Genomic DNA, 21,278 nt, shown 5'->3' on the forward strand with positions numbered 1-21,278 from the left:
AGGCGCGGCCTGAGGAGAGAAGTGCATGACGCAAGTCACGGTGAAACAACTGGCCGATGAGGTCAAAACACCGGTAGAGCGCCTGTTGCAGCAGATGCGTGAGGCAGGTCTGCCGCACACCGCCGCCGAGGAACATGTGACCGACAGTGAGAAGCAGTCCCTGCTGACTCACTTGAAGAGCAGTCACAAGGCAAAAGTGGAAGAACCGCGCAAGATCACTCTGCAGCGTAAAACCACCAGCACCCTGCGTGTTGCCGGTAGCAAAAGCATCAGCGTTGAAGTACGCAAGAAGAAAGTCTTCGTACAGCGCAGCCCGGAAGAAATCGAAGCCGAGCGCAAACGCGAACAGGAAGAACGTCGCGCAGTAGAAAATGCTGCTCGTCAGAAGGCTGAAGAAGAAGCCAAGCGTCGCGCCGAAGAAGAAGCGCGCCGCCAGCCTGCTGCTGCGCAAACCGCTCCGGTAGAAGCCGTCGAGGCTGTTGCCCCGGTCGCCGAACCGGTGCGCGAAGCGGCGCCAGCCGTGGCTGCGGCTCCGGCTCCAGCCGATACTCGCAAGCGCGACGAGCAGCGTCGTCCGGACAAACCACGTGCCGACGACAACCGTCGTGGCAGTGGCGATGGCGAGCGCAAGAACGCGCCTCATCGTGCTTCGGTCAAGGAAAAGGCGCCAGCACCTCGTGTTGCGCCACGTACCACTGACGAGGAAAGCGATGGCTTCCGTCGCGGCGGTCGCGGCAAGGCCAAGCTGAAGAAACGCAACGCCCACGGTTTCCAGAGCCCTACCGGCCCTGTCGTGCGTGAAGTGAAGATCGGCGAGACCATCACTGTGGGCGATCTGGCCCAGCAGATGTCGGTCAAGGCTGCTGAAATCATCAAGTTCATGTTCAAGCTGGGTACGCCAGCTACCATCAACCAGGTACTGGACCAGGAAACTGCCCAACTGGTTGCTGAAGAGCTGGGCCACAAAGTGACCCTGGTCAGCGACACCGCCCTGGAAGATTCCCTGGCCGAGTCCCTGAAGTTTGAAGGTGAGGCGGTTTCCCGTGCTCCAGTCGTGACCGTCATGGGCCACGTCGACCACGGTAAAACGTCCCTGCTCGACTACATTCGTCGTGCGAAGGTGGCGGCCGGTGAAGCGGGTGGTATTACCCAGCACATCGGTGCGTACCACGTTGAAACCGACCGCGGCATGGTGACGTTCCTCGACACCCCGGGTCACGCCGCGTTTACCGCGATGCGTGCCCGTGGTGCCAAGGCGACCGACATCGTGATCCTGGTGGTTGCAGCGGACGACGGCGTCATGCCGCAAACCATCGAAGCTGTTCAGCATGCCAAGGCTGCTGGCGTGCCGCTGGTGGTTGCGGTGAACAAGATCGACAAGCCGGGCGCCGATCTCGATCGCATCCGCAGCGAACTGTCGGTCCACGGCGTGACCTCCGAAGAGTGGGGTGGTGACACGCCATTCGTTCCGGTCTCGGCGAAGATGGGTACCGGCGTTGACGAACTGCTCGAAGCCGTTCTGTTGCAAGCCGAGGTTCTTGAACTGACCGCTACGCCTTCGGCGCCTGGCCGTGGTGTGGTCGTTGAATCGCGCCTCGACAAGGGCCGTGGCCCGGTGGCGACTGTCCTGGTTCAGGACGGTACGCTACGTCAAGGCGACATGGTGTTGGTCGGCTCGAACTATGGCCGCGTGCGCGCCATGCTCGACGAGAACGGCAAGCCCATCAAGGAAGCCGGTCCGGCTATCCCGGTCGAGATCCTCGGCCTGGACGGCACCCCGGACGCTGGCGACGAGATGAGCGTTGTGGCTGACGAGAAGAAAGCCCGTGAAGTGGCTCTGTTCCGTCAAGGCAAGTTCCGCGAAGTCAAACTGGCTCGTGCTCACGCCGGCAAGCTGGAAAACATCTTCGAGAACATGGGCCAGGAAGAGAAGAAGACGCTCAACATCGTCCTCAAATCCGACGTCCGTGGTTCGCTGGAAGCGTTGAACGGCGCCTTGAATGGCCTGGGTAACGACGAAGTGCAAGTGCGTGTGGTCGGTGGCGGTGTCGGTGGTATCACCGAGTCCGACGCCAACCTGGCACTGGCTTCCAACGCTGTACTGTTCGGCTTCAACGTGCGTGCCGATGCCGGCGCTCGCAAGATCGTCGAGCAGGAAGGCCTGGATATGCGTTACTACAACGTGATCTACGACATCATCGAAGACGTCAAGAAAGCGTTGACCGGTATGCTGGGCAGCGACGTCCGGGAGAACATCCTGGGTGTGGCCGAAGTTCGCGACGTGTTCCGTTCGCCGAAGTTCGGTGCCATCGCCGGTTGCATGGTGATCGAAGGTGTCGTTCACCGTAACCGTCCGATCCGTGTACTGCGTGAAGACATCGTGATCTTCGAAGGCGAGCTGGAATCCCTGCGTCGCTTCAAGGATGACGCTTCGGAAGTACGCGCCGGCATGGAATGCGGTATTGGCGTCAAGAGCTACAACGACGTCAAGGTCGGCGACAAGATCGAAGTCTTCGAGAAGGTCCAGGTTGCTCGCAGCCTCTGACTCGCGCACTTCAAGAGCCGCACCGGGCAGTTGCATGAACATGCACTGCCTCGCGAGCGGACTCTAAACGCAACGCCCGGTCTGGCTTTTGCCAGGCCGGGCGTTTGCCGCTTTCAGACCTCACGGGTTTCACCGTGGGGCAGTAACAGGTAACAAGACATGGCAAAAGAATACAGCCGTACCCAACGAATCGGCGATCAGATGCAGCGCGAGCTGGCCCAGCTGATCCGCCGCGAAGTCAAAGACCCGCGCGTCGGCCTGGTCACCATCACCGCAGTGGAAGTCAGCCGTGACGTCGGTCACGCCAAGATTTTCATCACCGTGATGGGCCAGGACAGCGCCGAAGAAATCGCCCAGAGCATCAAGGTGCTCAACTCGGCCGCCGGCTTCCTGCGTATGCAGTTGGCCCGGGAAATGAAGCTGCGCAGCGTCCCGCAGTTGCACTTCCACTACGACGAAAGCGTCGCACGGGGTGCCCATCTGTCGGCATTGATCGAGCGTGCCGTGGCCGAAGACAGCCAGCACCCGGTTGCGGCTGAACCCGAAGACACCAAGGAGTAATCGGTGGCTCAGGTCAAACGTATCCGTCGTAATGTCAGCGGTATCATCCTGCTCGACAAGCCGCTGGGGTTCACGTCCAACGCGGCGTTGCAGAAGGTTCGCTGGCTGCTCAATGCCGAGAAGGCCGGGCACACCGGTAGCCTCGATCCGCTGGCCACCGGCGTGCTGCCGCTGTGCTTTGGCGAGGCGACCAAGTTCTCCCAGTATCTGCTCGATTCCGACAAGGGTTATGAAACCCTGGCGCAACTGGGCAAGACCACCACCACGGCGGATGCCGAAGGTGAGGTTTTGCTGGAGCGTCCGGTGACCGTTGGTCAGGCGGATGTCGAAGCGGTGTTGCCGAAATTTCGTGGGCAAATCAGCCAGATACCGCCGATGTACTCCGCTTTGAAGCGCGATGGGCAGCCGTTGTATAAACTGGCCCGTGCAGGCGAAGTAGTGGAGCGTGAACCGCGTTCTGTTACTATTGCGCGCTTGGAATTGCTGGCCTTTGACGGTAATACTGCGCGGCTTGCCGTGGATTGCAGCAAAGGCACCTATATCCGCACCTTGGTGGAGGATATTGGTGAGCAGCTCGGCTGTGGCGCGTACGTGGCAGAATTGCGACGGACCCAGGCCGGGCCTTTCACCTTGGCCCAGACGGTCACGCTGGAAGAGCTGGAAGCGGTGCATGCCGAAGGCGGCAACGAAGCGGTCGACCGTTTCCTGATGCCATCGGACAGCGGCTTGCTTGACTGGCCACTGCTGCAGTTCTCCGAACACAGCGCGTTCTACTGGCTCAATGGCCAGCCAGTACGTGCCCCGGATGCGCCGAAGTTCGGCATGGTCCGGGTGCAGGATCACAACGGTCGCTTCATCGGTATCGGTGAAGTGAGCGAAGACGGGCGCATTGCGCCGCGTCGACTGATTCGGTCGGAATGACCGGAACCAGCCTGCATAACAACAGGTTGGCGAGTGTGGCTGTTAACAGGCACGGTCACTACTCATTTATAGATACAGGGATTTGTCCCTGGCCTGTTGAAGCTGTTTCCTCGGAACAGCTTCCTGACTAAAAGGATTGCCTCATGGCTCTCGACGTTCAAGAAAAAGCTCAAATCGTAGCTGACTACCAGCAAGCTGTTGGTGACACTGGTTCGCCAGAAGTGCAAGTTGCACTGCTGACCCACAACATCAACAAGCTGCAAGGTCACTTCAAGGCCAACGGTAAAGATCACCACTCCCGTCGTGGTCTGATCCGCATGGTAAACCAGCGTCGCAAGCTGCTGGACTACCTGAAAGGCAAGGATCTGGGTCGTTATCAGACTCTGATCGGTCGCCTGGGTCTGCGTCGCTAATCAGCGATTGCGCTAGAGGTTGGTGGTCTGTCGTGCGTCAGTGGGTTTCCCGCTGGCGCATGGCAGGCTCCCAGCCTCAAGTTTTATCTGGATACACGTTTTACCCTGGACAGGCGTCGGGCCGATTCCCGTCATTGCCCAAGAATTTCGCAAGAAGACAAGTTCCCCAAGAGCCACAAAGAAGGTAGGACACCGTGAACCCGGTAATCAAAAAATTCCAGTTCGGTCAGTCGACCGTTACCCTCGAGACTGGCCGTATCGCCCGTCAGGCCTCCGGCGCAGTGCTGGTCACCGTTGACGACGACGTCAGCGTATTGGTGACCGTTGTCGGTGCCAAGCAAGCCGATCCAGGCAAGGGCTTCTTCCCTCTGTCTGTTCACTACCAGGAAAAAACTTACGCTGCCGGTAAGATCCCTGGCGGTTTCTTCAAGCGCGAAGGCCGTCCTTCCGAGAAAGAAACCCTGACTTCCCGACTGATCGACCGTCCGATCCGTCCGCTGTTCCCGGAAGGCTTCATGAACGAAGTGCAGGTTGTCTGCACCGTCGTGTCCACCAGCAAGAAAACCGATCCGGACATCGCTGCGATGATCGGTACCTCGGCTGCCCTGGCCATCTCCGGCATTCCTTTCGATGGCCCGATCGGCGCTGCCCGCGTCGCGTTCCACGAAAGCACCGGCTACCTGCTGAACCCGACCTACGAGCAGTTGAAGGCTTCGAGCCTGGACATGGTCGTGGCCGGTACTTCCGAAGCCGTGCTGATGGTTGAATCCGAAGCCAAAGAGCTGACCGAAGACCAGATGCTGGGCGCCGTGCTGTTCGCCCACGACGAGTTCCAGGTGGTGATCAACGCCGTCAAGGAACTGGCCGCCGAAGCCGCCAAGCCAACCTGGACCTGGGCTCCACAGCCAGAAGCCACCGAACTGCTGGGCGCGATCCGTGCCGAGTTCGGCGACGCGATCTCCCAGGCCTACACCATCACCATCAAGGCCGACCGCTACGCGCGCCTGGGTGAGCTGAAAGACCAGGTCGTTGCCAAGTTCTCCGGCGAAGAAGGCCAGCCATCGGCCAGCGACGTCAAGGCCGCTTTCGGTGAAATCGAATACCGCACCGTTCGCGAAAACATCGTCAACGGCAAGCCGCGTATCGATGGTCGCGACACCCGCACCGTACGTCCGCTGAACATCGAAGTCGGCGTTCTGCCGAAGACCCACGGTTCGGCACTGTTCACCCGTGGCGAAACCCAGGCGCTGGTCGTTGCAACACTGGGCACCGCCCGTGACGCGCAACTGCTGGACACCCTGGAAGGCGAAAAGAAAGACCCGTTCATGCTGCACTACAACTTCCCTCCGTTCTCGGTAGGCGAGTGTGGTCGCATGGGTGGCGCCGGTCGCCGCGAAATCGGTCACGGCCGTCTGGCCCGTCGTTCGGTCCAGGCCATGCTGCCAGCCGCTGACGTGTTCCCGTACACCATTCGCGTGGTATCGGAAATCACCGAATCCAACGGTTCGAGCTCGATGGCTTCGGTCTGCGGCGCTTCCCTGGCCCTGATGGACGCCGGTGTGCCGATGAAGGCACCGGTTGCCGGTATCGCCATGGGCCTGGTTAAAGAAGGCGAGAAATTCGCCGTCCTGACCGACATCCTGGGTGACGAAGACCACCTGGGCGACATGGACTTCAAAGTGGCCGGTACCGCCAAGGGCGTCACCGCACTGCAGATGGACATCAAGATCAAGGGCATCACCGAAGAGATCATGGAAATCGCCCTGGGCCAGGCCCTGGAAGCGCGCCTGAACATCCTCGGCCAGATGAACCAGATCATCGGTCAGTCCCGTACCGAGCTGTCGGAAAATGCTCCGACCATGATCGCGATGAAAATCGACACCGACAAAATCCGTGATGTCATCGGTAAAGGCGGCGCGACCATCCGTGCGATCTGCGAAGAAACCAAGGCTTCGATCGACATCGAAGACGACGGTTCGATCAAGATCTTCGGCGAGACCAAGGAAGCGGCAGAAGCGGCACGCCAGCGCGTCCTGGGGATCACCGCAGAAGCCGAGATCGGCAAGATCTACGTCGGCAAGGTTGAGCGCATCGTCGACTTCGGCGCGTTCGTCAACATCCTGCCGGGCAAGGATGGTCTGGTTCACATCTCCATGCTGAGCGATGCTCGCGTCGAGAAAGTGACCGACATCCTGAAGGAAGGCCAGGAAGTGGAAGTGCTGGTACTGGACGTGGACAACCGCGGCCGTATCAAGCTGTCCATCAAGGACGTCGCAGCAGCCAAGGCATCGGGCGTTTAATCACCTCGTTGTCTAACCGCTGAACAAGCAAACGCCCCGACTGGTTCGGGGCGTTTTGCTGTGTGGTGAAAATCCCTGTGTCACAGGTTGCCTGGCCACCGAGGACGATGCTAGTTTTAGCCACCGCCCGTGTAGCTCAGTCGGTAGAGCAGCGCACTCGTAACGCGAAGGTCGCAGGTTCGATTCCTGTCTCGGGCAAAAAGCTTTTTCGCCAGCGATTTTATGCGTGGTGCTGTAGGTATTCGTTCAGTGCTTGGCGCGTCAGATCATTCAGGGATACATTCTGGCGGGTTGCCGCCAAAGCGGCTGCTAGATGCAAATCGTGACCGATACGGACATTGAACGATCCTTTGCATGGGATTTCTGGCTTCTGCCCGAGCTGCTGGCAGGTTTGTAGATAATCATCGACCGCCTCGCGAAAAGCTGTTTCAAGTTCAGCTACCGTTTGTCCCTCATAACTCACCAGCGCCCTAATGAATAAGAGCTTTCCAAACAAGCACTTGTCCTCAGTGCTTGCTTCAATTGAGCCGACATAGCCTTTGTATTGCAGCTGGGAGTTCATGGAATCAGGCCTCCTGTTTTCAATTGCTCAATAATCTGGCGTCTTATATACGCTTTGAGCTCATTTCCGGGATGCGGCTTGTGCAGGCTGATCATTGCACTCGGGTCTCCATTGTCGAATTTGACCCTACTGCCCGATCCTTCTAATTGGGAATAGCCAAGCCGACATAACAGCGTGACAAGCTCCGACCAAGTGAATGCGCTTTGCCCGTTGAGTAGCTTCGCGAGAAGTTTTTCATTCTTTGACATGAATGCCTTTTCTTGCAACTGAATATAGTTGCATGTCCTTGGACGGTCAATGTGAAGGCCTCTGTTCGTCGAAACCTGGATGAGGAAGGTAGAAATTTATACGGGTGAACTCCGGGTATGGAACCGAGAAACTGTAACCGCGCACATACCGCGCCCCTCCATTGATTCCGGTTGTTGCACTGGCTTGCGTCTCTGTTAGGATTCCCCTGTCCCAAAAACAAACACCGTTGTTTTCAGATGATCCACGAATGGTTCTGAAGGCCAGGTAAACCGGGCTTCTAACGGCTTCCTGCGTCAGAGAGATCCTTGATGATCCAGATCCATCTTCCATTCCCCAGATCAACGAGAACGCCATGACTGTTAAAGAATTGACCCAGGAAGCCAGGCACGAAGAAGCGCTGAAGAAGTACGTGTTGGATGCGCCCCAGTTGCTGGAAGAGATCAAGGACCTGTCCGTCGACGATCAGAAAGACCAGATCCAATGGGCGTTCGAGGACGAGGCCGAAGCGCAGGGGCTGCAGCCTTGGGAGTTGACGCTCAAGTACACCAGCACACCCGAAGAATTCGAGGCGCAGCGCCTTGCGTTGCACAAGGAGGCGGCCGAGGTGCTGGGTGTGGAGTGGGATGAGTACTGCGAGATGAACAATCTGGTGGTCTGAAAAAAATGCCAGCCTTTCAAGGCTGGCATTTTTTTGTTGTCAGAGGCTCAAGCGCATCGACAGATCCACCGCCTTCACATCCTTGGTCATCGCCCCGATCGAAATGTAGTCCACCCCGGTCTCGGCAATCGGGCGTAACGTGCTTTCGTTGATCCCGCCGCTGGCTTCCAGTTTCGCCTTGCCGCCATTGAGGCGTACGGCTTCCCGCATGTCGTCCAGGCTCAGTTCGTCGAGCATGATGATGTCGGCGTCGGCCGCCAAGGCTTCTTTCAATTCCGCCAGGCTTTCCACTTCGACTTCCACCGGTTTGCCCGGTGCGATCTTGTGGGCGGCGGCAATGGCCTGGGCGATCCCGCCGCAGGCGGCGATGTGGTTTTCCTTGATCAAAAAGGCATCGTACAGGCCGATGCGGTGGTTATGGCAGCCACCGCAGGTGACCGCGTACTTCTGGGCCAGGCGCAGCCCGGGGAGGGTCTTGCGGGTGTCCAGCAGCTTGACGTGGGTACCGGCGACAAAGTCGGCCAGGTAGCGGGCCCGGGTGGCCACCCCCGACAGCATTTGCAGGAAGTTCAGCGCGCTGCGTTCGCCAGTCAGCAGCGAGCGGGCCGGGCCTTCCAGGTGGAACAGCACCTGATCGGGGCTGACCCGCTCACCGTCGCGCACTTGCCAATGCACCGCGACACGCGGGTCCAGTTGCCGGAACACGGCATCGACCCACGCCGTGCCACTGATGATCGCCGCGTCGCGGGTGATGATAGTGGCCTTGGCCAGGCGTTCGGCGGGGATCAGTTGCGCGGTGATGTCGCCGCTGCCGATGTCTTCGAGTAACGCACGGCGCACGTTGGCTTCGATTTCGGCGGTCAGATCGGCGAGACGTAGATTCGGCATAACGGGCTCCACAAACAAAGTGGCCTGATTATAGGGTGTCGAAACCTGCATTTGGTCGCGTCCTCGCAACATTTCCTCATTTTTCCGGTCACTTATTGCGCCGTATTTCGAGCTGGATCACAGAGTCTGCTGGTATGACGGGGTTGTTTTACCCGATAATCCGCCTTTCGATTGACGTCATAGCTTTGACGTTGCGAACCGAAAACCGTTTCAGGAGGCCAGGATGCACAACGACGGGAATGTAGTGCCTTTGCACAAGGTGGCTACCGATCAGGCGACTCGTTCGCCGCTCGCCCGCCTGCCTGTGATTCTGCTTCAGGTTCGTGACAAGGCCGCCCAACAGTTGCGCCTGGGCTTGCAGGGGCTGTTCGATAACGCCGACGACACCTTGTTCGAAATGGCCGACCGGGCGCGCGACGACGTCGAGCAGAACCTGTACTTCGAAGCCATGCGAGACCTGCGTCTGAAGCGCAAGAGCATCGAGCGTGAGTTCATCGAGCAGTTTTTCGAGACCTTCGTCAGCCTCGCCCAATACGACCTGACCCACGCTACCTTGGCGCCGACCCTGGCGACGGACGGCCAGGCCCAGCGCTCCCACGACGACCTGGAGCGGCAGTTGGCGGTCGAGGCGATGGTCACTCGGGTGCTCAGGCGCGATAGCGTGGCGTTGGAACAATTGACGGCCCGGCTCGGCGTGCTGCTGGCCCGACCGCTGGCCAATCAACACAACCCCCTGAGCCCGGCCCTGTTGTGCGAGAAGTTCTTGCAGGCCGGACGCAACCTGGGCGTGGGCATCAAGGTCAAGCTGATCCTGCTCAAGCTGTTCGAGCGTTATGTGCTCAGCGAGTGCGACCAACTCTATACCGAGGCCAACCAGTTGCTGGCCGCCACGGGCATCTTGCCGGAACTCAAGGTGACGCCGGCGCGCCGGGTTTCGGATCGTCCCGAGGATAACCCCAGGCCCAGCGCCGAGATCGCTGCCACGCCCAGCGATGCCGAGGTCGATGACAGCGTGCAGGAAGTGTTCGCTGCCTTGCAGAAACTATTGATGCAAGTGCGTGGCAGCGTGGCGCCGACCCTGGAAGCCAGCGCATCGCCCCAGCCGATCTCCACCCGTGACCTGCTGCGGCTGCTCTCGCATTTGCAGCAATACGTGCCGGCGCCAGCCGTGCAGGACGAGTTCGACTTGCGTAGCCAACTCGAACAATTGCTGACCCGGGTCAGCGTCAGGAGTGGCAAGTCCCGGGTGGTCGACGGCGCTGATGAGGATGTGATCAACCTGATCTCGATGATGTTCGAATTCATCCTCGACGACCATAACCTGCCAGATTCCTTCAAGGCCCTGATTGGCCGCCTGCAAATCCCGATGCTCAAGGTCGCGGTGCAGGACAAGAGCTTTTTCAGCCGCGGTAACCATCCGGCCCGGCGGCTGCTCAACGAAATCGCGGCCGCTGCCATGGGCTGGGGCGATTGCGACGATCATCAGCGCGACAGCCTGTACCTGCGCATCGAGCAAGTCGTGCAACGCTTGTTGAATGACTATGTCGATGACCCGGCGATTTTCTCCGAGCTGCTGGCCGATTTCCTGGCCTTCACCAGTGACGAGCGGCGGCGCAGCGAGTTGCTTGAACAGCGTATCCGCGATGCCGAAGAAGGCCGGGCCAAGGCTGAACTGGCGCGCCAACGGGTCGAAGGGGCGCTGAACCAGGTGATGTTGGGCAAAGTGTTGCCGCAAGCCGTGGTCGAGTTCGTGCAACAGGCCTGGAGCCAGGTGTTGTTGCTGACCTGCTTCAAGCACGGCAAGTATTCCGCCGAGTGGCAGGCCGACGTCTTGACCCTGGAGCAATTGATCTGGAGCGTCCAGCCTCACGACGAGCCCGACGCTGGCGTGCGTTTGCTGGCGATGGTGCCGGAGCTGCTCAAGGCTCTGCGTGAAGGCCTGAGCCGTTCGGCGTTCGACCCGTTTGCCACCAGCGAGTTTTTCAGTGAGCTGGAAGTCCTCCATGTGCAGGCGCTCGAGCGCATGGGCCAGGCAACGGAGCAGGCCCAGTCGTCCGATTCGCCGGCCATGGTCGAGGTGTCGGAAAGAATTGTCCTGCGCCCCCCGCAAAAGTCGGCGGGGGAGAGCGTGGCGGTGCATTTGCCATCGGATGATGTCGGCCTGCTGCAGGTCGACCAGTTGCACCTGGGGAGCTGGGTCGAGTTCCAGGAGGACGATGACAATACCCTGCGTTGCAAGTTGGCGGCGATCATTGAGGCCACCGGCAAATACGTCTTCGTCAATCGCACCGGCCTCAAGGTGCTGGAGCACAGCCGCACTAGCCTGGCCCTGGAGTTCCGCCGGGGCGCGGCGCGGCTGTTGGACGACACCCTGTTGTTCGACCGGGCGCTGGAGTCGGTGCTGGGCAATCTGCGCCAGCTCAATCGCGGCAAGTGATCGCGCAGCCCGGGCCGATCACGGCATACTGACGGCATCCACCGTCGTCATCGAAGGAACCTGTATGCAGTTGGACTCCGCGAGCGGTTGGTGCGAGGGGGTGCGTCATTGCCCATCGCCCAACTTCAATGCGCGCCCGGAAGGCGAAATCTCCCTGCTGGTGATCCACAACATCAGCCTGCCACCGGCACAATTCGCCACGGGCAAGGTGCAGGAATTCTTCCAGAATCGTCTGGATGTCACGGAACATCCCTACTTTGTCGGTATCGCCGACCTACGTGTCTCCGCACATTTCCTGATCGAGCGTGACGGCGCCGTGACCCAGTTTGTCTCTTGTCTGGACCGTGCGTGGCATGCGGGCGTCTCGTGCTTCGAGGGGCGCGAGACCTGTAACGATTTTTCCCTGGGCATCGAGCTTGAGGGCACGGATGATCTGCCGTTCACCGACGCGCAATATGGCGCACTGGTGGACCTGACCCGGCAGTTGCAAGCGGCGTTCAAGGCGATCACTGTGCAGCGTATCTGCGGGCACAGCGACATCGCCCCGGGGCGCAAGACCGACCCGGGACCGGCATTCGACTGGGCGCGCTACCGCGCGGCCCTGATAGAAGGGGAAGGACAATGAGTTTTCTGGTGTTGCTGCTGGCCGTCTGGATCGAGAAGTTCTCGGCCTTGCGCCAGCGGGTCCAGCGCGACGGCGGTTGGCTGCGCGAGCTGAACAAGCTCGAGGCAAGCCCTCGTTGGAACGACCGGCCCTGGCTGGTGCTGATGGTGATGGTCCTGCTACCCGTGGCCCTGCTGGCGTTGCTTTTGTGGGTACTGGAGCCGGTGGCCTACGGTCTGCTGGCGCTGCCGGTACACTTGCTGGTGGTGATTTACAGCCTGGGACGCGGTGACCTGCTGGCCGCCCTCGGGCCGTTTCGCGATGCATGGCGGCGGGAAGACCTGCAGGCGGCGGCCCATGTCGCCAAGCGCGACCTGGACATCGAAGCCGATGACGGTGAGCAGTTGCTGGAGCGGGTCCAGGGCCATTTGTTGTGGCAGGCCTACCAGAGCTTTTTCGCGGTGATTTTCTGGTACTTCGTATTGGGCCCGGTCGCGGCCTTGAGCTATCGGCTGCTGGCACTGACCGCCGAGCACAGCCAGAACCCCGGCGTGGCCGAGCGGGCCGCGCAGATGCGCCATGCCTTCGATTGGGTGCCGGTGCGGTTGCTGGCGGCGAGCTTCGCCCTGGTGGGCAATTTCGTCGCGGTCAGCCGGGTCATGTTGCATGAGCTGTTGAACTGGAACATCAGCGCCGCCGACCTCATCGACAAGGTCGGCCTGGTGGCTGGCGAGATTCCCAAGCCCGTCGCCGGGCCGGACGGTATCAACAGCCTGGACCGTCTATGGGAATTGCTGCTGCGTGCGGCGGTGCTCTGGTATGCCGGGTTTGCGTTGTGGACGGTGTTGGCCTGATCAACGCGAGCAAAGTTGTAGCTAGGCTCTTTTGTGGCGAGGGAGCTTGCTCCCGCTCGGCTCTGTAGGAGCTGGCGAAGCCTGCGATCTTTTGATTTTGATCTTGATCTTGATCTTGATCTTTCGCTTTAGATTCAAGTGTCTTTGGAAAGATCGCAGCCTCGTTGCACTCGACAGCTCCTACACAGCTCCTACACCGTTAACCTTAAGTTACAAATCTTCCCGCCGATTTAGGCTATACAGGGACAGCGCCCGAATAGTGGCTTTCTGCTGTCTCGGTGCGCGAGCTCATAACAATAAGAACACTACCGGGAGACTTCCTTGTGAAGAGTTTGCTCTGGCCCGCCGTCGCGCTGATGAACCGCCTGAGCTTCGGCATGAAGTTCAGCCTGATCAGCGTGCTGTTCCTGCTGCCCATGCTGGTGACCAACTTCTTTCTGGTGCGTGATTCCTATCGGGAATTCCAGGGCACCCAGGTGGAGCTGCAAAGTCTCGACCTGCTGGGCAGCAGCCTGACCCTGCGTCGGGACCTGGAAACCCTCAACAACCTGGTGCAGATCAACGCCAGCCTGGGCCAGTCCGGCAAGGCCGGTGATGTCGAAGCGAAGATCGGCAGCCTGGAACAACAGGTCCTCGCGCGGCTGCAAGGCATGACCGCCATGGCCATCGAGCCTGAGCAGGTCAGCGCCTTCGAGGCCAAGCGCGACGAGATGATCGGCGCCTTCAAGGCCCAGCAGGCCGAAAGCTCCCTGCAGAGCAAAAGTGCGCTGATCGGCAAGTTGCTCAACAGCGCCCAGATGTTCAGCCAGATCATCGCCAGCCAGGCGGGGCTGAGCCGCGATAACCAGAGCGACATCCGCCAACTCAGCGAGTTGATCATCGGCACCACCCCCAAGGTCACCCAGATCCTCGGTGAAGGCCGGGCATTGGGTGCCTCCTCATTGGGGCTGGGGTTTCTCAATTCGGCGTCGAGCACCCGCTTCGACGAGTTGCTGGGGCAGATCGAAAAGCTTCAGGGCGAGTACGACTTGAAACTGCAGGACGCCCTCGGCTCCAGCAAGGCGGCCGGGCAAGCCCTCGCCACTCAGGCCGATGACAGCAAAAACACCCTCAAGAAAGCGTCGGAGCTGATCGAGGAACAGGTGGTAATGGCCGACACCCTCGATGCACCGTGGCCGGCGTTCTTTGAACAGGTCAGCGGCCTGATGGAGCAGACCTATCGGTTGAACGAGGCGACCCAAGGCTTTCTCGGTGTGCAGTTGCAACAGCGCCTGGCGCAGAATCGCAGCCATATGGTGTTGCAAGCCGTGGCGCTGGTGGCGGTGTTCCTGTTGATCTTTTACCTCTACGCCGGTTTCTACGCGTCGACCCGCACCACCCTCCAGCACCTGGGCCAGATGATGGACAAAGTGGCGGCGGGGGACATGACGGTCAATTTCGTTGCCCGCAGCAAGGACGAGCTGGGCGAATTGGGTGAAGTGTTCAACGGTACGGTGGCGAAGATCCATGACTTGATCGAACAGGTTGGCCGCACCGTCGCGGAAGTCGAACGCCAGGCCGGGCAGGTGGAAACGGTATCGGCCCAGAGCAACCAGGCCGTCGCCGGCCAGCGCAGCCAGATCGAACTGGTGGCCACGGCAATGAACCAGATGTCGGCCACGGCCCAGGAAGTGGCCCGCAGTGCCGCTGCTGCGGTGAGCAGCGCCCACAGCGTGAACGACGAGACCCTCAGCGGGCGCGGGCTGGTGGAGTCCCAGCAGGGCAGCATCGCCCGCTTGGCCAGCGAGATCGATCAGTCGGTGCAGGTCATCAATCAACTGGCGACCGACAGCCAGGCCATCAGCCGCGTGCTGGATGTGATCAAGAGCATCGCCGAGCAGACCAATCTGCTGGCCCTCAACGCCGCCATCGAAGCCGCCCGGGCCGGTGAGCAGGGGCGTGGTTTTGCGGTGGTGGCCGATGAAGTCCGGACCCTGGCCAAGCGGACCCAGCAATCGACCGAAGAAATCGAAGCGATGATCACCCGTTTGCACGGCGGTGTCGGCGCCGCGGTCAAGGCGATGGGCACGAGTCATGAGATGGCCAGCGGCACGGTCGGCCAATCGGAAAAGGTCCAGCAGGCCTTGGAGAATATCCTCGGTGCCGTCGGCATGATCGTCGACCAGAACCAGCAGATCGCCGCCGCTGTGGAGCAGCAGACGGCCGTGGCCCATGACATCGACCAGAACATCGTCGAGATCAACCGCGCCGGCGAACGCACCGCCGAAGGTGCTCACCAGACCGAAGACGCCAGCCGTGCGTTGTCCGCCCAGGTGGTGCAGCTCAAGCAGTTGATCAATGCGTTTCGGGTGTGATCCTGAGTTCGCCGCACTTCAAATGTGGGAGGTTGTTACCAGTTGAACAATTGGCGGGCGTTGGCCGTGCTGGCCTCGGCCAGTCGCTCAGGGCTGATCGCCATGATTCCGGCCAATGCCTCGCAAATCGCCGGTAAATGCGCCGGACTGTTGCGTTGCCCGGGGAACATCGCCGGGGCCATGTCCGGTGAGTCGGTTTCCAGCACCACCGCGTCCAACGGCAATTTCGCCAGCACCCGGTGCATGCGCAGGGCCTGGGGCCAGGTCGCGGCGCCACCCAGGCCGAGCTTGAAGCCGAGCTTGAGGTATTCGCGGGCCTCTTCAAAACTGCCGGCGAAGGCATGGATGATGCCCGAGCGCGCCGGGCCAATGCGCTTGAGGGTCGCGATCACGGCGGCATGGCTGCGGCGCACGTGGATCAGCGCCGGCAGTTCGAACTCCACGGCCAGTTCCAACTGCGCTTCGAACAGCGCTTGCTGGCGGTCCCGGTCGAGGGTCTGGATGTAATAGTCCAGGCCGATTTCCCCCACCGCACACAATTGCCGGTGCCCGGCCAGGCGGCCCAGCCAGTCGCGCAACAGTGCCACGTCGTCGGGTTGGTGCTGATCGAGGTACACCGGGTGCAGGCCCAGGGCGGCATGCAGGTCCGGGTCGCTTTGCACCAGGTCCCAGACCCGCTGCCAATTGTCCCGGTACACGCCCAGCACCACCATTTGCCGCACGCCCAGAGCGCGGCTTTCAGCCAGCAGGGCCGGGCGGTCCGCGTCAAAGTCCGGGAAATCCAGGTGGGTGTGGGTGTCGATCAGCTCCATAAATCAATCCTGAAGAGTCTTCAGCCCTGGTGAATCCGCTGCTTGAACGTCCGTGCGATGGCTTGCACGCCAGGCTGGTAGTCATCGTTTTCGATGGCCGCCAAGGCCAGTTCCAGGGCCTTGTCGGCGATCAGCTGATGCTGTTGGGACATGGCGTTGACCGGCAGCGGCAGGAAATCCAGCAACTGCGTGTCGCCAAACGTGCCCAGGCGCAGCGGACGCGACTTGAGCGGGAAATCGTGCAGGGCGTCGAACACCCCTTGCAGCAACACGTAGGACGTCGTGATCAGCGCATCGGGCAGATGCCCCAGGCGCGCGAGCATTTCATCCATCAATTGGCGGCCGCATTCACGGCTGAACGCCTCGCCATGTTCGATCAACACCTGACCGTCGAACCCGTCCAAGGCTTCGCGAAAGCCCGCGGCCCGTTCCTGGCTGATACTCAACTCGGGACGGGCGCTGATCAAGGCGATTTGCCGGGGGTGGGTCTCCAGCAGGCTGCGGGTCAATTGCAGGCTGGCCTGGCGGTCGTCGCTGATCACCGAGCAGAAATGCGCCGGTTCCATCACCCGGTCGATGGCGATGATCGGGATGCCCTTGGCCTGCAATTGCAGGTAGCTGTCGTCGCCGGCCGGCAGGCAACTGGCGACGATCAGCGCATCGCAGCGCCGGGCGCGGAACAATTGCAACAGTTGCCGTTCACTGTCAGGTGCGTCGTCGGAACTGGCGATCAGCAACTGATAGCCCCGCGCCCGTGCCCCTTGTTCCAGCAACTTGGCGATGCGTGCGTAACTGGGGTTCTCCAGGTCTGGCAGGATGAAGCCCAGGGTGCGGGTGTGCCGACTGCGCAGCCCGGCGGCCTGGGGATTGGGCGTAAAGCCGTGTTCCTCGACCACCGCCCGCACCCGTTCGACGGTGGCGCTGCTGATGCGTTGCTGTTCGGCCTTGCCGTTGATGACATAACTGGCGGTGGTCACGGACACACCGGCCAGTTGGGCAATATCACTGAGTTTCAACCCGGTTTTCCTTGTTTTTTCGAGTTAGCCTCGACGATAAGGACCATCCTACCCGATTCAAGCTGACGGTCACCGTCCAAGCGCTTACGACAAGTTGCACTTCAAGGATGAGAGATTATCGAGTAACGTGCCAATCTTTCTAGATTAAACGTTTCAGCAAGCGTATTTTCAAGGCTCGCAGGATTTTTGGCCGCACTGCCGCGATACCGCCAAAAGCTGTCCTGCAACGCTAAGCTGATTCATTCAAAACAATACCTGGCGCCAACCGGACGCCAAAAAGGAGAAAGCATGCTCGAGCTCACTCTAGAGCAGATATCCATGGCGCAGACGGCTGTGGATAAAGACGCTGCACTGCAACTGCTCGCCGACAAACTGGTGGCCGATGGCCTGGTAGCCGAGGGTTACCTTGCCGGCTTGCAGGCTCGCGAAGCCCAGGGTTCGACCTTTCTTGGCCAAGGTATTGCCATCCCCCACGGCACGCCACAGACCCGCGACCTGGTCTATTCCACCGGCGTGCGCCTGCTGCAGTTCCCCGAAGGCGTGGACTGGGGCGATGGTCAGATTGTCTACCTGGCCATCGGCATCGCCGCCAAGTCCGACGAACACCTGCGCCTGCTGCAGTTGCTGACCCGCGCGCTTGGCGAGACGGACCTGGGCCAGGCCCTACGCCGTGCCAGTAGCGCCGAAGCATTGTTGAAGCTGCTGCAAGGCGCGCCGCAGGAACTGGCCCTGGATGCCCAGATGATCGGCCTTGGTGTGTCGGCTGACGATTTTGAAGAGCTGGTGTGGCGCGGCGCCCGCCTGCTGCGCCAGGCCGACTGCGTGAGCAACGGCTTTGCCGGGGTGTTGCAGCAAGTCGATGCGCTGCCCCTGGGCGATGGCTTGTGGTGGCTGCACAGCGAACAGACCGTCAAGCGCCCGGGCCTGGCGTTCGTCACCCCGGACAAACCCATCCGTTACCTGGGCCAACCGTTGAGCGGTCTGTTCTGCCTCGCCAGCCTCGGCGAGGCCCACCAGGCCTTGCTGGAAAGGCTCTGCGCCTTGCTGATCGAAGGCCGCGGCCACGAACTGGGCCGCGCCACCAGCAGCCGTAAAGTGCTGGAAGTGCTCGGCGGTGAATTGCCCGCCGACTGGCCCAGCGCGCGCATCGGCCTGGCCAATGCCCATGGTCTGCATGCCCGTCCGGCGAAAATCCTTGCCCAGTTGGCGAAAAGCTTCGAAGGCGAGATCCGCGTGCGCATCGTCGACGGGCAGGACAGCGCCGTGTCGGCCAAGAGCCTGAGCAAGTTGCTGAGCCTTGGCGCCCGTCGCGGCCAGGTCCTGGAATTCATCGCCGAGCCGGGCATTGCCGCCGACGCGTTGCCGGCGCTGCTGGCCGCCATCGAAGAAGGCCTTGGCGAAGAAGTCGAACCGCTGCCGCCACCGAGTGCGCAGCGGGAAACCGCGATGGCCGAAGTCGCGACCGTCCTGTTGGCGCCCGAATCCGGCAGCCTGATCCAGGCCGTCGCCGCCGCCCCAGGCATTGCCATCGGCCCAGCCCACATCCAAGTCTTGCAGGCCATCGACTATCCGTTACGCGGTGAATCGGCGGCCATCGAACGCGAGCGCCTGCAAAACGCCTTGAACCAAGTGCGCCGCGATATCCAAGGCCTGATCGAGCGCGCCAAGGCCAAGGCCATCCGCGAGATCTTCATCACGCACCAGGAAATGCTCGACGACCCGGAACTGACCGACGAAGTCGACACCCGCTTGAAGCTGGGCGAGAGTGCACAAGCGGCGTGGATGGGCGTGATCGAAGCCGCCGCCAAAGAACAGGAAGCCTTGCAGGATGCCTTGCTGGCCGAACGTGCCGCCGACCTGCGGGACGTCGGCCGTCGGGTGCTGGCGCAACTGTGTGGCGTCGAAACCCCGAACGAACCCGATCAACCCTATATCCTGGTGATGGACGAAGTCGGCCCGTCCGACGTGGCCCGCCTGGACCCGACGCGGGTGGCGGGGATTCTCACCGCCCGTGGCGGCGCCACCGCCCACAGCGCCATCGTCGCCCGGGCCCTGGGCATTCCGGCGCTGGTAGGCGCCGGTGCGGCGGTGTTGCTGCTGGCGCCGGGCACCTCGTTACTGCTGGATGGCCAGCGCGGTCGCCTGCACGTGGACCCTGACGCCGTCACCTTGCAGCGCGCCAAGGAAGAACGCGACACCCGCGAACAGCGCCTCAAGATCGCCGCCGAGCAGCGTCACGAACCGGCGGTGACTCGTGACGGGCATGCCGTGGAAGTGTTCGCCAACATCGGCGAAAGCGCCGGCGTCGCCAGCGCGGTGGAGCAGGGCGCCGAAGGCATTGGCCTGTTGCGCACCGAGCTGATTTTCATGGCCCATACCCAGGCGCCGGATGAAGCGACCCAGGAGACCGAATACCGCAAAGTGCTCGATGGCCTGGCCGGACGGCCACTGGTGGTGCGTACGTTGGATGTGGGCGGCGACAAGCCGCTGCCGTACTGGCCGATCGCGAAAGAGGAAAACCCGTTCCTCGGCGTGCGTGGCATTCGCCTGACCTTGCAGCGTCCACAAGTCATGGAAGCGCAACTGCGGGCCTTGTTGCGCTCGGCCGACAGCCGTCCGCTGCGGATCATGTTCCCGATGGTGGGCAGCGTCGATGAGTGGCGCCAGGCCCGGGACATGACCGAGCGCCTGCGCCGGGAAATTCCCGTGGCAGACCTGCAACTGGGGATCATGATCGAAGTGCCGTCCGCCGCATTGCTGGCGCCGGTGCTCGCCAAGGAAGTCGACTTCTTCAGCGTCGGCACCAACGACCTGACCCAATACACCCTGGCGATCGACCGCGGTCACCCGACCCTTTCGGCCCAGGCCGATGGCTTGCACCCGGCCGTGCTGCAACTGATCGACATCACCGTGCGCGCCGCCCATGCCCATGGCAAATGGGTCGGTGTGTGTGGCGAACTGGCGGCCGATCCGTTGGCGGTGCCGGTGCTGGTGGGCCTGGGCGTGGACGAGCTGAGTGTCTCGGCCCGCAGCATTGCCGAGGTGAAGGCGCGGGTTCGCGAATTGAGCCTGGCGCAAGTACAAACCCTGGCCCAAGCGGCGTTGGCCGTGGGCAGCGCCGATGACGTGCGCGCATTAGTGGAGGCGCTGTAATGGCGAAGATTCTTACCCTGACCCTCAACCCGGCGCTCGACCTCACGGTAGAGTTGGCGCGCCTGGAGCCGGGCCAGGTCAACCGCAGCGACGCCATGCACGCCCACGCCGCTGGCAAGGGCGTGAACGTGGCCCAGGTGTTGGCCGATCTCGGCCATACGCTGACGGTCAGTGGCTTTCTGGGCGAAGACAATGCCCAAGTGTTCGAGACGCTTTTCGCCCAGCGTGGTTTCGTCGATGCCTTTATCCGGGTCCCCGGCGAAACCCGCAGCAACATCAAGTTGGCCGAGCAGGACGGGCGCATCACCGACCTCAACGGGCCGGGTCCGGTGGTCGATGCCGCCGCGCAACAAGCGTTGCTGGCGCGCCTCGAGCAAATCGCTCCAGGCCACGATGTGGTCGTGGTGGCTGGTAGCTTGCCCCGGGGCGTCAGCCCGCAGTGGTTGCAGGCATTGATCACGCGCCTGAAACAGCTCGGCTTGAACGTGGCCCTCGACACCAGCGGCGAAGCCTTGCGCGTCGCCCTGGCGGCGGGCCCATGGCTGATCAAGCCCAATACCGAAGAACTGGCCGATGCGCTGGGTTGCGACGTGGTGACCGAACTGGCCCAGGCGCAAGCGGCGCAGCGCCTGCACGCCCAGGGCGTCGAGCACGTGGTGATTTCCCACGGTGCCGATGGCGTGAACTGGTTCAGCGTCGGTGCGGCGCTGCATGCCTCGCCGCCCAAGGTGACGGTTGCCAGTACCGTGGGCGCTGGCGATTCGCTGCTGGCGGGCATGCTCCACGGCCTGCTCAGCGCCGACACCCCGGAGCAGACGCTGCGCACGGCCACGGCCATCGCCGCCATGGCGGTCACGCAGATCGGTTTTGGCATCCACGACACCGCGTTGCTGGCGTCGCTTGAACAGGGCGTGCGCATGCGCCCCCTGACAGAACAATAAGAGGGTTCGC

Annotated in this window: 17 protein-coding genes and 1 tRNA gene; 13 read left to right on the forward strand and 5 right to left on the reverse strand. The window is 61.5% G+C overall.

Annotation, left to right across the window (positions count from 1 at the left end):
* Window positions 1–25: 25 nt before the first annotated feature.
* The 6 genes from infB to AD659_RS03370 all read left to right on the forward strand — a co-directional run bounded on the left by infB (window position 26) and on the right by AD659_RS03370 (window position 6,938).
* Window positions 26–2,545: a translation initiation factor IF-2 gene (gene infB, locus AD659_RS03345; protein ID WP_053118361.1), complete on the forward strand. Its 2,520-nt coding sequence runs from the start codon at window positions 26–28 to the stop codon at window positions 2,543–2,545.
* A 159-nt stretch (window positions 2,546–2,704) separates the two neighbouring features.
* Window positions 2,705–3,106 carry a 30S ribosome-binding factor RbfA gene (gene rbfA / locus AD659_RS03350; RefSeq protein ID WP_053118363.1) on the forward strand — a complete coding sequence of 134 codons (402 nt, stop codon included), beginning with the start codon at window positions 2,705–2,707 and terminating at the stop codon, window positions 3,104–3,106.
* 3 nt (window positions 3,107–3,109) lie between these two features.
* Window positions 3,110–4,027, forward strand: coding sequence for a tRNA pseudouridine(55) synthase TruB (truB, locus tag AD659_RS03355; RefSeq protein ID WP_030139793.1), 918 nt, complete (start codon window positions 3,110–3,112; stop codon window positions 4,025–4,027).
* A gap of 143 nt (window positions 4,028–4,170) precedes the next feature.
* Complete coding sequence (gene rpsO, locus AD659_RS03360) at window positions 4,171–4,440, forward strand: 30S ribosomal protein S15 (protein WP_003177875.1); 270 nt, start codon at window positions 4,171–4,173, stop codon at window positions 4,438–4,440.
* Between the two features lie 194 nt (window positions 4,441–4,634).
* Window positions 4,635–6,740 (forward strand): polyribonucleotide nucleotidyltransferase, encoded by a 2,106-nt coding sequence (gene pnp, locus AD659_RS03365; protein ID WP_030139794.1) that lies wholly within the window; start codon window positions 4,635–4,637, stop codon window positions 6,738–6,740.
* Between the two features lie 125 nt (window positions 6,741–6,865).
* Window positions 6,866–6,938: transfer RNA gene (locus tag AD659_RS03370), tRNA-Thr, on the forward strand.
* A 22-nt stretch (window positions 6,939–6,960) separates the two neighbouring features.
* Here the strand turns inward: AD659_RS03370 and AD659_RS03375 are convergent.
* The gene (locus AD659_RS03375) at window positions 6,961–7,302 is read right to left on the reverse strand and encodes a type II toxin-antitoxin system HicB family antitoxin (protein WP_053118365.1); all 342 of its coding nucleotides are present in this window, start codon (window positions 7,300–7,302) and stop codon (window positions 6,961–6,963) included.
* Window positions 7,299–7,550: a type II toxin-antitoxin system HicA family toxin gene (locus tag AD659_RS03380; protein WP_053118367.1), complete on the reverse strand. Its 252-nt coding sequence runs from the start codon at window positions 7,548–7,550 to the stop codon at window positions 7,299–7,301. Before AD659_RS03380 ends, AD659_RS03375 begins: the two co-directional genes overlap by 4 nt.
* Window positions 7,551–7,903: 353 nt before the next feature.
* On the opposite strand from AD659_RS03380, the gene AD659_RS03385 reads away from it, so the two are divergent.
* Window positions 7,904–8,209, forward strand: a complete 306-nt coding sequence (locus AD659_RS03385; RefSeq protein ID WP_053118369.1) for a DUF6388 family protein — start codon at window positions 7,904–7,906, stop codon at window positions 8,207–8,209.
* A 39-nt stretch (window positions 8,210–8,248) separates the two neighbouring features.
* Here AD659_RS03385 and nadC read toward each other — a convergent pair whose 3' ends face one another.
* Window positions 8,249–9,097: a carboxylating nicotinate-nucleotide diphosphorylase gene (nadC, locus tag AD659_RS03390; RefSeq protein ID WP_053118372.1), complete on the reverse strand. Its 849-nt coding sequence runs from the start codon at window positions 9,095–9,097 to the stop codon at window positions 8,249–8,251.
* A 223-nt stretch (window positions 9,098–9,320) separates the two neighbouring features.
* Between nadC and AD659_RS03395 the strand changes: the two genes are divergently transcribed.
* From AD659_RS03395 to AD659_RS30445, 4 genes are all read left to right on the forward strand, one after another.
* On the forward strand, window positions 9,321–11,534 hold the full coding sequence (locus AD659_RS03395; protein WP_053118373.1) for a DUF1631 domain-containing protein: 2,214 nt from the start codon (window positions 9,321–9,323) through the stop codon (window positions 11,532–11,534).
* A 64-nt stretch (window positions 11,535–11,598) separates the two neighbouring features.
* Complete coding sequence (gene ampD / locus AD659_RS03400) at window positions 11,599–12,159, forward strand: 1,6-anhydro-N-acetylmuramyl-L-alanine amidase AmpD (RefSeq protein WP_053118374.1); 561 nt, start codon at window positions 11,599–11,601, stop codon at window positions 12,157–12,159.
* Entirely contained in the window at window positions 12,156–12,992 is an 837-nt protein-coding gene (gene ampE, locus AD659_RS03405) for a regulatory signaling modulator protein AmpE (protein ID WP_053118376.1), read from the forward strand. The genes ampD and ampE overlap by 4 nt, the downstream gene beginning before the upstream one ends.
* Window positions 12,993–14,641: 1,649 nt before the next feature.
* Window positions 14,642–15,346 (forward strand): methyl-accepting chemotaxis protein, encoded by a 705-nt coding sequence (locus AD659_RS30445; RefSeq protein WP_411387461.1) that lies wholly within the window; start codon window positions 14,642–14,644, stop codon window positions 15,344–15,346.
* A gap of 35 nt (window positions 15,347–15,381) precedes the next feature.
* On the opposite strand, the gene AD659_RS03415 is transcribed toward AD659_RS30445, so the two are convergent.
* Together AD659_RS03415 and cra are read right to left on the reverse strand one after the other, a co-directional pair.
* Complete coding sequence (locus tag AD659_RS03415; protein ID WP_053118380.1) at window positions 15,382–16,158, reverse strand: TatD family hydrolase; 777 nt, start codon at window positions 16,156–16,158, stop codon at window positions 15,382–15,384.
* 20 nt (window positions 16,159–16,178) lie between these two features.
* Window positions 16,179–17,174: a catabolite repressor/activator gene (cra, locus tag AD659_RS03420; RefSeq protein WP_053118382.1), complete on the reverse strand. Its 996-nt coding sequence runs from the start codon at window positions 17,172–17,174 to the stop codon at window positions 16,179–16,181.
* Window positions 17,175–17,462: 288 nt separating this feature from the next.
* Here cra and ptsP point away from each other — a divergent pair, with 288 nt between their 5' ends.
* Both ptsP and pfkB read left to right on the forward strand, forming a co-directional pair.
* Window positions 17,463–20,327, forward strand: coding sequence for a phosphoenolpyruvate--protein phosphotransferase (gene ptsP / locus AD659_RS03425; RefSeq protein ID WP_053118384.1), 2,865 nt, complete (start codon window positions 17,463–17,465; stop codon window positions 20,325–20,327).
* Entirely contained in the window at window positions 20,327–21,268 is a 942-nt protein-coding gene (gene pfkB / locus AD659_RS03430; protein WP_053118385.1) for a 1-phosphofructokinase, read from the forward strand. The genes ptsP and pfkB overlap by 1 nt, the downstream gene beginning before the upstream one ends.
* The last annotated feature ends 10 nt before the right edge of the window (window positions 21,269–21,278 follow it).

Origin of the sequence: Pseudomonas thivervalensis (genome assembly GCF_001269655.1) — a bacterium.
Lineage (GTDB): Bacteria > Pseudomonadota > Gammaproteobacteria > Pseudomonadales > Pseudomonadaceae > Aquipseudomonas > Aquipseudomonas thivervalensis.